Origin of the sequence: Paenibacillus sp. FSL W7-1287 (genome assembly GCF_038004245.1) — a bacterium.
Taxonomy (GTDB): domain Bacteria; phylum Bacillota; class Bacilli; order Paenibacillales; family Paenibacillaceae; genus Pristimantibacillus; species Pristimantibacillus camelliae.
In genome coordinates this window covers 1-14,175 of record NZ_JBBORD010000001.1, presented here as the reverse complement: position 1 = coordinate 14,175, position 14,175 = coordinate 1, and the positions used below count along the sequence as shown (strand labels likewise).

General features: G+C 43.0%; 12 protein-coding genes and 1 pseudogene. 5 read left to right on the top strand and 8 right to left on the bottom strand.

Annotation, left to right across the window (positions count from 1 at the left end; genetic code table 11):
- Nucleotides 1–81: 81 nt before the first annotated feature.
- The 6 genes from NSQ99_RS00065 to NSQ99_RS00040 form a co-directional block, all read right to left on the bottom strand.
- Nucleotides 82–1,956, bottom strand: a complete 1,875-nt coding sequence (locus NSQ99_RS00065; protein WP_340834115.1) for a glycosyl hydrolase family 18 protein — start codon at nt 1,954–1,956, stop codon at nt 82–84.
- 356 nt (nt 1,957–2,312) lie between these two features.
- Nucleotides 2,313–3,020: an ABC transporter permease gene (locus NSQ99_RS00060; RefSeq protein WP_251669414.1), complete on the bottom strand. Its 708-nt coding sequence runs from the start codon at nt 3,018–3,020 to the stop codon at nt 2,313–2,315.
- Nucleotides 3,021–3,035: 15 nt separating this feature from the next.
- Nucleotides 3,036–3,944, bottom strand: a complete 909-nt coding sequence (locus tag NSQ99_RS00055; protein ID WP_340834114.1) for a glycine betaine ABC transporter substrate-binding protein — start codon at nt 3,942–3,944, stop codon at nt 3,036–3,038.
- A gap of 58 nt (nt 3,945–4,002) precedes the next feature.
- A complete protein-coding gene (locus NSQ99_RS00050) occupies nt 4,003–4,665 on the bottom strand; it encodes an ABC transporter permease (RefSeq protein WP_251669409.1) in 663 nt (220 codons plus the stop codon).
- Nucleotides 4,652–5,809, bottom strand: coding sequence for an ABC transporter ATP-binding protein (locus NSQ99_RS00045; protein WP_340834112.1), 1,158 nt, complete (start codon nt 5,807–5,809; stop codon nt 4,652–4,654). Before NSQ99_RS00045 ends, NSQ99_RS00050 begins: the two co-directional genes overlap by 14 nt.
- 316 nt (nt 5,810–6,125) lie before the next feature.
- Entirely contained in the window at nt 6,126–6,752 is a 627-nt protein-coding gene (locus NSQ99_RS00040) for a TrkA C-terminal domain-containing protein (RefSeq protein WP_251669405.1), read from the bottom strand.
- Between the two features lie 239 nt (nt 6,753–6,991).
- On the opposite strand from NSQ99_RS00040, the gene NSQ99_RS00035 reads away from it, so the two are divergent.
- The 3 genes from NSQ99_RS00035 (at nt 6,992) to ltrA (ending at nt 11,498) form a co-directional block, all read left to right on the top strand.
- On the top strand, nt 6,992–8,209 hold the full coding sequence (locus tag NSQ99_RS00035; protein WP_340834109.1) for a chromate transporter: 1,218 nt from the start codon (nt 6,992–6,994) through the stop codon (nt 8,207–8,209).
- Nucleotides 8,210–8,941: 732 nt separating this feature from the next.
- Nucleotides 8,942–9,427 carry a hypothetical protein gene (locus tag NSQ99_RS00030; RefSeq protein WP_340834107.1) on the top strand — a complete coding sequence of 162 codons (486 nt, stop codon included), beginning with the start codon at nt 8,942–8,944 and terminating at the stop codon, nt 9,425–9,427.
- Between the two features lie 745 nt (nt 9,428–10,172).
- Nucleotides 10,173–11,498, top strand: coding sequence for a group II intron reverse transcriptase/maturase (gene ltrA, locus NSQ99_RS00025; protein ID WP_251670020.1), 1,326 nt, complete (start codon nt 10,173–10,175; stop codon nt 11,496–11,498).
- Nucleotides 11,499–11,793: 295 nt separating this feature from the next.
- Here the strand turns inward: ltrA and NSQ99_RS00020 are convergent, their stop codons facing one another.
- Together NSQ99_RS00020 and NSQ99_RS00015 are read right to left on the bottom strand one after the other, a co-directional pair.
- Entirely contained in the window at nt 11,794–12,555 is a 762-nt protein-coding gene (locus NSQ99_RS00020; protein ID WP_340834106.1) for a DUF4367 domain-containing protein, read from the bottom strand.
- On the bottom strand, nt 12,542–13,123 hold the full coding sequence (locus NSQ99_RS00015) for an RNA polymerase sigma factor (RefSeq protein ID WP_340834105.1): 582 nt from the start codon (nt 13,121–13,123) through the stop codon (nt 12,542–12,544). Before NSQ99_RS00015 ends, NSQ99_RS00020 begins: the two co-directional genes overlap by 14 nt.
- A 189-nt stretch (nt 13,124–13,312) precedes the next feature.
- Here NSQ99_RS00015 and NSQ99_RS00010 point away from each other — a divergent pair, with 189 nt between their 5' ends.
- Both NSQ99_RS00010 and NSQ99_RS00005 read left to right on the top strand, forming a co-directional pair.
- Nucleotides 13,313–13,708: a helix-turn-helix domain-containing protein gene (locus NSQ99_RS00010; protein ID WP_340834104.1), complete on the top strand. Its 396-nt coding sequence runs from the start codon at nt 13,313–13,315 to the stop codon at nt 13,706–13,708.
- Nucleotides 13,663–14,175: pseudogene (locus NSQ99_RS00005) on the top strand (IS3 family transposase); the annotation flags it as partial. The gene NSQ99_RS00010 and the pseudogene NSQ99_RS00005, both read left to right, overlap by 46 nt.

The window sequence follows — 14,175 nt, the reverse complement described above, 5'->3', positions numbered from 1 at the left end:
TATCCCGTTTTGAGTTCATTTCTTGTCACACTTTCAGCTTTTATCAGCTCTAGTTACTTCATCCTGCCATAAGTCGTCGCGTCAGCAAGAACCGATCACTCTCCACACATCCCACTCGCCGGATAGATCTGGGCGCTCACCTTGCGTCCACCATTGCGCCTCATAGATGATTCCATTGTAGACCACTTGGTTGCCACTGGTATAAATTTGACTAGCATTCCACTCGGCTACCGGACAAGCTGGTGTAGCTGCTTCGTCTGTCGTAACGCTTAGAGGAGCGCTCGCGTCCGAGAGATTGCCGGCCGCATCGCGCGCTTTTACTGTAAATACATAAGTAGTATTGCTCGTTAAATTATTGATCGTGGTGCTAGTACCCGCTAGGCTTGACACAAGCGTGCCATCTCTGAATACCTGATAGCCGGTTACTCCGTTGTTATCCGTTGATGCTGTCCAGCTTAGTGATATCGAGGTTGCCGTTTTCCCTGTAACGGTTAGACCCGTCGGAGCAGTAGGAGGCGTGGTGTCAGGATCTCCTGTGCCAGGACCACCAGGGTCTGGACCTTCGCCGTTATTCAATTGCTCAGCCAACACGTCCAGCAGCTTCGTGCCGCTGCAGTTATATTGCGGACTAACGTGGCAGTCTGATGACAGCTCCCAGAACATACCGCCGCCGAGGCCTCTTGATTTAATGTAATTAACTTTATGCGTAAAGGATTCAGAATCGTCATAGCTAATAAACGTTTTGGAAGTGGCATTGTATAGATAAGGAACTTTCGCCTCGTCATTCCAGTAACGGACAAAGCCATTTTTATTGACATAATTGGCAACGAGATCGCCGTAATCAAATACGCCGCTTTCCCAAGTTCCCACAGGTATGCCCGTACATGGCTGGTATTGTCCATCACCATTGGCCCCAGGTGCACAGCCTGCCCAGCCGCGACCATAGAACGGAAGCCCAAGTACAATCTTTTCAGCTGGAACGCCTGCATTAAGATGACCTTGTACCCCACTGTCCGCGTTAAACGTGGCTGCATTTTCTACATTAGCCAGGGCGGCTGCACTATCAAGGTACAGTGGAGCGTTATGCGCGCTTTGATTACTCCAGCCACCGTTGAAATCATAAGTCATAATGTTAATCCAATCGACGATCTCAGCAATCTCATCCAGCTCATTGTTTTCAGCGTAACTCGGCGAAGCAGAGGAAGCGATCGTTAGCGTGTACGTTTTACCATCCTCAATTTCCGCAGCATCCAAATAATTACGTACTTCCTGTAGTAGGAGCGTATGGTTTTGCTTGTCCTCTGGACGGTAGCTATTGCCAGGCAAGCCACCGCTTACCGGGTACTCCCAATCGAGATCAACGCCGTCCATCTGGTATTTACGGATAAAGTCAACCGCTGATTGGGCAAAGGCCTTACGTGTCGCATCGGATGCCGCTACGTCTGAGAAACGATTCGACCACGACCAGCCGCCTACCGAAATAATCGTTTTCAAATGTGGATGCTGTTGCTTTAGTTTAATTAGCTCGTTCAGATTGCCGCGAATGGGCTGATCCCATGTGTCTCCTGGAAATGATTTTTGTGCGTCAATCCACGGATCACCTAACACAATTGTACCGTTTGGCACGTTGATGGTTTGACCAGCTTCATTTTGGCATGGCCAGGTTTGAGGGTTAGGGCCAGTTGGGTCAGGATTTCCATGTGTACCGTTCCAGCAAATATCAGCAAAAGCGTAGTTAATGTGTGTCAGCTTGGAGGCGTCAATATCCGCAGCGTTGAAATTGCGTCCATAGGCTCCCCAGGAAGGAAAGTAACCAACAATCTTGTAGCTGTTATCTTGCTGCGAGGTTGCAGTGGCCGCAAATGCCGTTGGGCCAAAAGCGCTTACAATTAGAAGTAATACGGACATGAGCATCATACGAGTAGACCATCTTTTACTACGGTTAACCAAATTCATTACAAACATCTCTCCCTTCGATTTGACAATGCATTTCTAAAGAGAACTCTACGATGTAGTGAATGGTTGAAAACGAAGACAATGACACAAAATGTATGTAACTGGTAACTTTGTATACATTTGTGTTTCTCGTCTGTAGTTCTATTGTGCTGTAGCTTTACTCGTATTGAATAGGGGGAATTTTCGCTTGTAAGGGTGAAATTTATTATATATGCAGCCGAGTATAAGCAGCTTGTTGGGGAGTAGCTTTTCATAATAAAGGGAGGCAGCCTCGATAGAGGCTGCCTCCCAGTTAGTTAAAAGCTAGAATTTAAGTCGCTGATGCTTTTCAGATGATCCAATAAGAGCTTAAATGCTTATGCGGACATTGTTGCCTGATCTTGCCCCGCAGCATCTTGCTTCATCGTTGGTTTTTTATGCTTAGCCTTCCACTTTTCCTGCAATCTGCCGAGTACGATGTCTGTTACTATGGCAAGCAGAGCCGCGGGAATGGCACCGGCATAAATTTTAAGACTGTTACGCATATTGAGTCCGGCATAAATCTCTCTTCCTAAGCCGTCACCACCGATTAACGGTGCTAGGGTAGCAACCCCGATGGCGATAACCGCAGCGACGCGGAAGCCAGCCATTAAAAATGGCAGGGCGAGCGGAAGCTGAACTTTAATAAGCAGCTGCCAGTTATTCATACCTAGGCCTTTACCTGCTTGATTGATATTCGGATCAATCTCCTTTAAGCCAACATACGTATTTCGAATGATTGGCAGTAAGGAATAGAAGAATAAGCCAACAACAATCGTCTTAAAGCCTAGCCCAAGAAACATCATCAGAATCGCAAGCAATGCTAAGCTTGGTATAACCTGAATGACATTTGCTGCTGCCAATATAACAGAGGCCAGCTTCTCGGAGCGAGTGCATAGGACGCCTAAAGGAATTCCGACTAATAATGCAAGAGCCAGGCCACATATGACCATGACAATATGCTCAAGTGTGAGTTGAAGCAGGTTGGATGCATTGTCACTCAAGTATTGCATGAATGAACCTATTCCATTTGCTTGTAGAATCATAACTCGATCACATCCTTAAGCTTCACTCTTTAATAGATTATTTTCTTTCAAAAACTCAACAGCCACTTCCTTCGGACTGCGTTTGTTAACATCAACCTCATAGTTCAATGAAGTCATCGTTGCCGCATCGATTTTGCCAACGAGTGTCATCACAATTTCCTCTAGCTCAGGGTGCTTCTCTAACGTATCCTTGCGAAGTACAGGTGACGCATCGAATGGAGGGAAGAACTGTAGGTCATCCTCTAACGTTTGCAGATTGAACTCCTTGATGCCTGGGTCTGTCGTATACGCAAGAACGACATCGACCTGCTCATCTGCTACTGCTTGATAGACGAGTGAAATTTCCATTGGAAATACGTCATTAAAGGTTATACCATAATGCTCCTGGAATGGGCGGTAGCCATCGTTATCTCTTTCAAGCCACGTCGTATCTACACCAAGCTTCATCGTATCTGCATAGTTTTTCAGATCAGAAACCTTCGTTAATTGATATTCATCTGCTAGCTCCTTGCGCACTGTAAAGGCATAAGTGTTTTCAAAGCCAAACCCATCGAACCATTTAAAATTATAATTTTCGTCAAAGCCTTGCTGTGCTTGCCGCAATACCTCCTGACGATCCTTCGTATCTTCGATTTCAAAATAGTTATTGAAGATTTCTCCAGAGTAGAGCGTTGCCATTTGAATATCGTTTTTATCCATGGATTGAATAACGATTGGACTTGCAGCTAGATCGGCTACAATATCAACCGTAATGTCTGTATTTTCCTCAATAAGTGCCTTGTACATTTCCGCAATAATTTTAGGCTCTGAATACGTCTGTGTACCAATCGTAATTTTTTGTGAGCCCCCATTGCTGCAGCCGGAAAGCACCACGGTTGCGAGCAAGGTAATAGCGGTTATAAGTTTAAGACCTTTCCTCTTCATATCAATAAACACCTCTTGTTTTAGTTTTGTAATAAAGATGATTGCATCGTATAAAGCTTTAGTTTGCCTTTACTTTTCGAAATACTCGTTTTTCAATAAAGCCAAGAATTTGATCCGTAAGCACGGTTAACAGAATAGCTGCAAGCGCACCTGCAAGCACAAGCTCCTGTTTGTTCACGCCAATGCCGGATACAATAAGCTGTCCTAAGCCACCAGCACCGACAAGTGCGGCAAGCGTCGTCCAGCTAATAATATATACAATCGTCATACGCAGTCCGGACATAATGTACGGAAATGCAAGTGGCAACTGTATAGAAAATAATCGCTGTGATGCACTATAGCCCATCCCTTTAGCTGCTTCGACGATAGATTGATCTACCGATTGAAAGCCTGCGTAAGTGTTACGCAGTATAGGCAATATCGCATATAGGAAAAGTGCGAATATAGCCGGCTTCATGCCTATGCCGAATAAAGGTAACAATATCGCTAGCAGCGCCAGGCTTGGAATGGTCTGAAAGAGATTGGCTATAGAGAATACAGCACTATGCAGCCATTTAATTTTGTTATTAGCCAAATACATTCCTACAGGTACTGCTATGAGCGTACTTAGCAGAATGGAGATGACGGAGATCGTTAAATGCTCGCGCGTTGCGACTAAAATGTCGGGGTAGCGCTCCTGTAGAAATTGAAGAAAGCTGCTTATCGTATTAGTGAACGGCATGGATCTCGCCTCCGATATGCTCTGGTGTATAGAGCTCTGTCATATGGCTGATGACGGAACCTCTTGTGATCAGACCAACAAATTGATGTTCTTGCTTCACGATCGGCATATTCGAAAGCTGATGTTCATTCATAAGGTTTAATGCGGCGGACAGCGAGGTTCCTGAAAGCACAACATGCGGGGCTGGCTTCATAACATCTGCAACAAGCTTTGTCTCATCCTTGTATTGATCGAGAATCTGATAGATAGAGACGCTGCCTAGCAGCTTATTATTTTTATCAATAACAAATAGTGAATCGACCTTGCGTGATTCCATTAGCTTCACTGCATAGGCAAGACCACGTGAAGGATGAATAACGGCAGGCTGATCGGCCATTACGTCGTCAACTGTAGGTTCCTGCATGGCTTGAACGGATTGCATACGCTTTGATCCGATAAAATGCTTAACGAAGTCATTGGCAGGGTGGCGCAATATTTGCTCGGGTGCTCCTGCTTGAACAATTTCTCCATCCTTCATTATGACGATGGTATCAGCAATCTTTATCGCTTCATCCATGTCATGGGTAACGAAAACGATCGTTGTTTTTATTTCCTGCTGCAAGCGAACTAATTCATCCTGCAGCTGCTCTCGACTAATGGGATCGAGTGCACTAAACGGCTCATCCATTAGAATCAGTACGGGATTGGCAGCGAGTGCTCGGATTACACCAACCCTTTGTTGCTGACCTCCACTTAACTCGGAAGGGTAACGATCTCGATAAATATTAGGATCTAAGCCTACAAGATTGAGCAGCTCGTCGACCTTAGCATTGATTTCTTTCTTATCCCATTTTAATAATCGAGGAACGACGGCAACGTTTTGTGCAATCGTCATATGAGGAAAGAGTCCGATGTTTTGAATAACATAGCCGATCTTTCTCCTCAGCTTAATTGGATCTAAATTTGCAATGTTTTCGTCTTGTAACAAAATCTCACCGGAAGATGGTGTGATAAGTCGATTGATAAGCTTCATCGTCGTTGTTTTACCACAGCCACTGGGTCCAATTAATACAGTAATTTCGCCTTGATTAATTGTAAGATTCAGATTTTTCAGAACTTGATGTCCATCATTGTACGTTTTGTTTATCGCTTTGAATTTAATCATAGCTGACCTCCTTCTATTCGTTGATGCTCATTCTTGAAAGTAGCAAGATGAAGTAGTAAGGCATGGCTTAAACCAGAAGATCGCTATGCTAGTATATGATTGGAAATTAATGTAAAAAAGTGCAAACGAACAATATACGCATAATGAGCTTCGGTTTTAAGCTAGTTAGTACTATAACACACATTTTTGTAACTAACAACCTATATGTTTAGTACAAGTTGTTAGTTATGGTTGAGATATATTATACAAAAATTAAAAAAAACGGTTAATTTCTTCGCTAAGAAATTAACCGTTTTTTTTACTCTATCATTTATATTCAATTAGTTGGTTGGCTCAGGTTAAGGTAGGTTTTTGTTCGCTCTTCAACTTGACCGTCACCGACAACTACGAGCACATCATCCGCCCATATAATGACATGTGGTCCTGGCGAAATGGATACTTCTGTGCCTCTACGAAGAGCAATAATTGTAGCACCTGTATGCTGCCAAAATTGTAAATCACCAATCGTTCTTCCGACAACATGTGACTGTTCAGCAACCTTGATCTCGACGGGATGATAGGGCTTAAGACTTTGTAGTCTGTCTGATGCTTGAATAATCTCTTTCAATGTTGATTCAAAGCGTTGGTCAAGGTCCTTTTTAAGCTTGAGCAGCTCCTGCAAATCCTGTTTTAGCGAATATGCAGATTTAAGGTAGTTGTGTTTAGTAATGTAGTTATACGCGTGTTGATCGGAGAGAACTAAAATTTCTTTGCCCTGTGAAACGAGCACGATCTGTTCATCTTTTAGAAGTCCGATGGCTTTACGAATCGTTTCTGGAGAGACATGATACTGACTCGCAAGCAAAGAACGACCAGAAAGCTTACTATTCACTTTAAATTCTCCACTTACAATTCGTTGAGCGATGTCTAGGGCAATCGATTTATACCCTGTAATCTCTTGCATGATGCTTTCCTCGTCTTTCCTTATATCCATAGTGTATTTTCACTGTATTATAGCACACAAACATGCGATGCAATACGAGCGAAGTGTTAAGCATGACGTTTACAAATCCTGAAAAATTTACAATCCATGTATTGATTGAAGCTTGCCTATTTCCTATGATGAAAGGAGCTTATAAAGCAGTCGAGTGAAGTTACGTTGTTTTAGTAGAAAATCGATAGATGGACGATGGAGGAACTTTCATGGAAGGCAATGAAGCAAGGATCGAACAGAGCTCTAAGCCGAAAAATAAAGCCGCAGCGCTGCTAGAGGTGTTGGCAGTTTCGTTCAAGCTTGGCTTAACCTCATTCGGAGGACCGGTCGCGCATTTAGGGTATTTCCATAACGAATATATTGAGCGAAGAAAATGGATGGATGAACGCAGCTATGCTGACCTCGTTGCGTTATGTCAGTTTTTGCCGGGACCAGCAAGCAGTCAGGTTGGAATCGGTATCGGCGTTATACGCTCGGGGCTGCTAGGCGGAATGATGGCGTGGCTAGGTTTTACACTGCCTTCCGTTATAGCGCTTGTCGTCTTTGCCTTAATTCTGCAAAGCAGTGGGCTAGGGGAGCTCGGCTGGATTCATGGGTTGAAGCTCGTTGCTGTTGCTATCGTTGCGCAAGCGGTATTAGGTATGGGACAAAAGCTGGCTAACAGCAGGTCCAAAGCGACCATAGCGATACTTGCTGCTTCGACGGTATTACTCTGGCAGTCGGCAGTAACCCAAGTGCTAGTCATTATCGTAGCTGGCAGTGTCGGCTTATTGCTATATCGCCATGCAGTGACTGCTAATGAGAAGCAGCTTGAGATTCCGATTCGAAAGGTCTTTGCTGCTAGCTGCTTATTGTTATTTTTCGTGCTGCTTATTCTGTTACCAGTGGCTACGCATTATGCCAATTGGGATTGGCTTGTAATCTTCGATAGCTTTTATCGAGCGGGCTCTCTTGTATTCGGTGGGGGGCATGTCGTGCTTCCGCTGCTAGAGCAGGAGGTTGTACCATCAGGACTTATCAGTGAAGGGGATTTTCTGGCAGGCTACGGTGCAGCACAGGCTGTACCTGGACCACTGTTTACGTTTGCGGCTTATTTAGGAGCGATGATGAATGGCATAGTTGGTGCGATCGTCGCCACTATCGCTATATTCCTGCCGGCATTTCTTTTGGTAATTGGAGCACTGCCGTTCTGGAATCAGCTGCGCCGCAGTGTTAAGATGCAGGGCGCTCTTCATGGCATGAATGCTGCAGTCGTAGGTATATTGCTAGCTGCGCTGTACGATCCGATATGGACAACAACGATTGCGACTACGACCGACTTTGTTGTTGCGGCACTATTGTTCGTTATGCTCGTCTTTTGGAAGTTACCGCCTTGGGTTGTCGTTGTAGCAGGCATGCTCGGCGGTGCAGTGATGACGATGCTGTAGCGGGCGATCTCGGCGGTGCAATGATGAGCGATGCGATGGCTGTTACGTTAGGAATGCATAGGCGAAGCATTAGTAATGGTTAGTGACTGCGCTGCTGTATCATGGCAACGTTCACGCACGGGGGATACAGAGTGCCCATCACGTAGCAATTGGCCAAGTGATTCCGTCAGTAGCGGCGAGCGAAACGGAAGAACGTCTAGTAACACCTTCAGTAATGTTATTATCGCTAGTAAAACATTTATTATCTTTACTTCTCCTTGGTATTACAGCAATATGTATTTTAGTGATTTTTCATCAGAAACCAAAATTTTCAAAGTTGTGGAATTCGAGACTATTAAATAGGCATTCTATAATATCCTATTTCTTAATTGTTTCTATCTGCGCACTAGTAATGTTTACTGGTCAAATGTTGGAGCAAGAATTTGATTCACTTAAGGTATTTATAATCGTTTTTAAGCAAATTATCTGTTCTGTCCTATTAGCAATATTGACAATAATTATAATTCAGAGACGATATACTGATTAATTTATACTATAAATTTTTGTTTGCAAAAAGCAGCACTATGTGTTATTCATAGTGGTGCTTTTTCTGTATACACAAGAAGTAAGTTAATTAACTATATTAGTAATTTACGTCATTATAAAATGAAACAATTTGTAATTATACCGTCATAATAACGGGTTATATTTCGTCTTATACATCGTAATTCAAATTGGAAGGAGATTTTTCTTATGAGAAGGACTTTAAGTTGTATTCTATCTATTGTAATGATTCTTATGTTTGCTTATCCTATTAATGCACAAGCAGCTTCATCCCACAAAACAGGAGCCTTAACAGGACCGCCACCAGAAATTATTCAACCTTTTACTTTATTTGATCCAGACTACTCTTACCTGGAAAGAGGAGGTAGTTACATATCGGAACTTTCGGATGAAAGAATAAACATATGGGGAGATACTTACGGAACTGTCCATATGGATGAAATAGGTGTTGAATTAACTCTACAAAGATGGAATGGTTCGTCTTGGGTTGATGTAATAAGTGGTTCTCCCTCTGTCGATACTGATTCGGCATATGCTTATCAATCACACATACTCGTTTCTGTAGCAAAAGGTTATTACTATAGAACAAAATCTTCTCATTGGATCATATATGGTGATACCTATGAAGCAGGGACTAGATACTCTGACTCAATATTGTTACCACTAACTAAATAAAAGGGGCTGTACAATGAGTCCCTAAAAAATATTAAAAGGCTGGGCGAGAAAATAAAATGTACCCAATAAGATGGACACTTGAAAAAGGTCATCTTATTGGGTCTTTTGTGCGCTTGGCAGCGCAATCGACTAACGAGTGAAAGTCTCCAGCACACCGCAGGTGGCGGAAGTGCATAGCTGACGCATAGTGCGTAGTTCGCGAGAATGCGTGCGGAGGATGCGAAGGCAAAACCCGGAATAGGCGGTTTAACCATGTTGGCTGACGGAGTCGGATAACTCTGCAAAAGAAGAGGAAGTCCTGTACCACCATAGACTCCGTAAGTTAAGAGGACTGGATTCGGGGGAAAGTCGGTTGACGTGACCCAAGGAGATCTCATCATTTCCATATCAAGTGGTAACCATTGCTCGAGATCGTGAGGATCAAGGCAATGTTAAGAGTGGTGAGAAGTCAGACGTAGGGATAGTAGTTACAAAGTTTGCCGGAAAGACCGCAAAGGCAAATGAATTGGCGCGATGTCGTCAATACAAGCTTCGACTCAAAAGGCGAAGACTTGTGTGAAGCCCGAAACCGTGGAAGAAGAGAGATGGAGAGAAGCCATGTGCCAGACAGAAGCCGGGGAGCTAGGATGTGCGTAGATCCGGGGAATGAACATAAGGAGAAGCCGTCTGGGGCGAGTACTATTTTGGAAATGAAGATTGCCGTAAGGCTACAAATCATGGAACGAAATCGGGAAGGAAAACGAACATGGAAGAACAAGGAACAACCAATCACTCTCGTGAAGGAGTAAATCAAAAGGAACGCAAATGGTACAGCCTCATCGACAAGATATGGGCGAAGCCAAACCTAGAGGAAGCCTTTAAAGAGGTCAAGCGAAACCGAGGTTCAGCAGGGATTGATCGAATGACCATCCAGGCATTCGAATCGCAGTTGGAACACCATCTAGAAGTGGTTCAGCAGACACTAAAGAACAAGACGTATCACCCAAAACCCGTACGTCGTGTCTACATCCCCAAAGCAGACGGAACGTCAAGGCCGCTGGGCATTCCTACCGTGGGAGACCGAGTGGTTCAAGCCGCAACGAGGCGCATATTGGAACCGATTTATGAATCAAAGTTTATGGATTGTAGCTATGGGTTTCGACCGGGAAGAAGTGCACACATGGCATTGAAGAAGATCCGTCAAGATCTAAACGATGGATATCGATATGTGATTGATGCAGACTTGAAGTCTTATTTCGACACCATTCCGCATGAGAAGCTCATCCGCATGGTGAAAGAAACCGTAGTCGATGGAAGTGTGTTAACTTTGTTGGAGAAATTCCTGAAGGCAGGTATCCTAGACGGTGGAAGCTTTCACCTAAATGAGCAGGGCACACCACAAGGGGGAGTCATCAGCCCTCTGCTAGCCAATATCTATCTACATCCGTTAGATCTGGCGATGACGGAACGCGGGCATCGACTGACACGCTATGCAGATGACTTTGTGATTTGTTGTCGTACGCAAAAAGGAGCAGAGCGGATTCTAAAATCGGTAACGAAGCTGCTAGAGAGAGAAATGGGACTTATCATTCATCCAGAAAAGACGAAAATCGTCAATAGCAAGAGGGAATCTTTCGAGTTTCTTGGGCATGAATTCAAACCAGGGAAATGGATGGTACCGTCAGATAAAGCGATGACAAAATTCAAGAAACGTGTGAAGGAAATCACAAGACGAAACCAAACGGTGGATGTGCAGCAATTGGTGAAGAAAAAATTGAATCCCTATCTCCGTGGGTGGGGCAACTATTTCGGAATGGCAGATGTACAGATGAGATTTCGGGATCTGGACAAATGGATAAGAAGAAGGCTTCGTTCTGTCCAGTTGCGAAGCTGGAGAAAGGTGCGGAAACTTCACCGAGAGATGCGTAGAAGAGGATGGAAAAGCCGTGACCTACCTGGGCTACGTATGACAGCATGGCGCAGTTCTCATTCCACTTATGCTCAATATGCGATGCCAAATCAATGGTTTGAAGAAATCGGTCTTTGCAGTCTATCTATGATTTACAAAGAACTTCATCCCCAGAGGGGATAGTCACTGGAGGAGCCGGATGCGATGACCCGCATGTCCGGATCTGTGAGAGGCCTATGCGCATGCGCATAGGCCTACTCGATTATGTGCCTGTTTTATCTTGTTAAATCGCGAGGATCTGAAAAGGATTGAGGTATTCCCCGGAGCAAAATAGTTCTATTAACTAAACAAGTTAGATGGATGTGAATGGGGGCTGTCCAAAAAAGCTCTTGAGGGTTACAGTGAAGTTTAAGGAATCTAGATGACGTTATCCAGTTTCCTTAGCTACTATCTCACTTTTCGGACAGCCCCGTTTATTTTAGGGTTGAAATGACTTCGCAAATTCTATTGCTTCAGTTTCGGATAATTGGCCAGATAATAACATTTTGACATCTTGGACGATCCATTCTATATATAGCGTACCATCAGGCATTTCTAAGACAATAGCTGGATATTGTTCATCAATCATAATATTCTTAACGCTTCCAGCTCCCTCTCGAATTTCTGTCATTATCGAGGAATTGTCAGAGATTAGGCGCTGATTGATTTTAATTAAATTATCTGCTGAATCAAAATACTCCAAGTAAGCTGCCCGATAATCTCCATCCATTTCCTTAAATATTCGAATTTCGTTCAGTTGCAATTGACTAGGTAAATCAATAGGAAGGAGGAGGTTAAACGAAAGTTTTTGTTTAGCTTCATCCAAACTAACTTTTTCCGGAGAACGTATCTCGCTATTTTGATCTTGAAAAGCTGGTGGGGGTAACGTTAAAGCTGAATCTGGATTATCTATAGGTTTCTTTAAGAAAATCTGGACCACATTATTGAAAAAATCAGATACATGTGCATATGCTCGTTGCGGAACATTTTCACCAAAATACAGAATACTTATTATTATCGATGCACAAACAACACCAGTAATAATTTTGATTTGATTACTTAATTTTTTTCTACGTTTTCTTCGATTCAGTCGTCCCTGTAAAGCATTCCAAGACGGTGTGCTGTCAGGAACTTCAATGTCCTGGTATAAATCCTCAATCAATTTCTCATATTTTCTATTCTCGATATTATTCATCTTCATCAACCCATTTTCTTGAGAATTGGCTTAATAATTTTTTCCTTGCGCGTACCAGACGTTGAGCAATAACTTGTTCACTAATCATTAATTCATCGGCAATTTCTTTATACGTTTTATCTTCCATATAGTATTTAAGCAGTAGAGAGCTATACTCAGGCTTTAGTTCCAGAATCGATTCATGAAGCATCTGGTTACGCAGGGAAGTTTCTACTTTAGATTCAATGCTAGCTGCTACCTCAATATTAAAGTGTTCTTTTTTACTATCTATATAGACGCTTTCCAAACTAGTCCAATGACGATGTTTCTTACTTTTTAATAAATCGAGCATTTGATTACGAATAATGCGTTTGACCCAGCTTTTACCTGAATCAAGTTTTTTAAGCTGATTACGTTTTGAGGTTGCTTTTAGAAATGATTCTTGAATTATATCATCTGCAAGTGAGTGGTCCCTAATAATAAATATAATTTCTTTGTATGCAAAGTGGTAAAAAGAATGATATAAGTAATATTGAAGTTCATAATCTAATGTGTCGAAATTTGTTCCAAATAATAGCCACCATTTTTCCTCCATTAGTACCCCCATTAATATTACTATAAATATACTAAGATTTACTTTCATATTATAACAATGGAAATAAAATGTAAAATCAATGAAATGCAAAAACCCCGACTATTAATTGAAGTGCACCCCTTATAGTAGACATTGTAAAAACACCTTGGTGTTTGAACCGATGTACAACTATAGGGGGTGCTTTTCGTTATGGCAAAGAAGGGGCAAAAGTTTGTGACATACAGTTTCGAGACAAAGAAGAAGGCAATTGAAATGCGACTTCAAGGAATGACAAAGGCTAAAGTGGCTGAGGAGCTTGGGATCGTGGATATTGACAGGCTAAAAGTATGGATGCGTCGCTATAACCAAATGGGAGAGTTTGGGTTAATGGATACCCGTGGACGTCGGAAGGAATATGTCGATGATAATCGCTACGTCAGACGCTTAGAAATGGAGAATGCTGTCCTAAAAAAGTGGTTGGAAATTACGAAGGCGGAGGTGTACCAGAGAAGCAGCGGCTCGTTGAAGAGCTCCGGGGAGATTATACCGTTACAGCCTTATGCAGGGAGGTCGGAATCTCCAGAAGTGGGTTCTACGCCTATTTGAAGCGTAAGAAAGTAGATAAAGATCAGATTACAAAAGAAATTATTCGCACGACTTTCGAACGTTACAATAAGGTCTATGGCTACCGCCAGATTCAACTGTTTCTGCTGCAAGATCACGGACTTTGCATAAACCACAAGAAAGTGCTTCGTTTGATGCAGGAGATGGGACTACGCGCTAGGATTAGGCGTAAATACCGAAATAATCGAGTATGGAATATTGGTGATCGAGTAGTGAAAAACGTATTAGAGCGAAAGTTTCTAGCGGAGAAACCCAACGAGAAGTGGGTAACGGATATCACACAATATCGAGTTGGAGAGGAATGGCTATACCTTTCCGCTATTAAAGACTTGTATAACAATGAGATCGTTGCTTATCACATGAGCCTGCGTAACGACAAGCAGCTTGTACTTCAGACGTTCGCTCAGGCGTTTGAAAAAGAGAAGGACGTGAATGGGCTGATCGTTCAC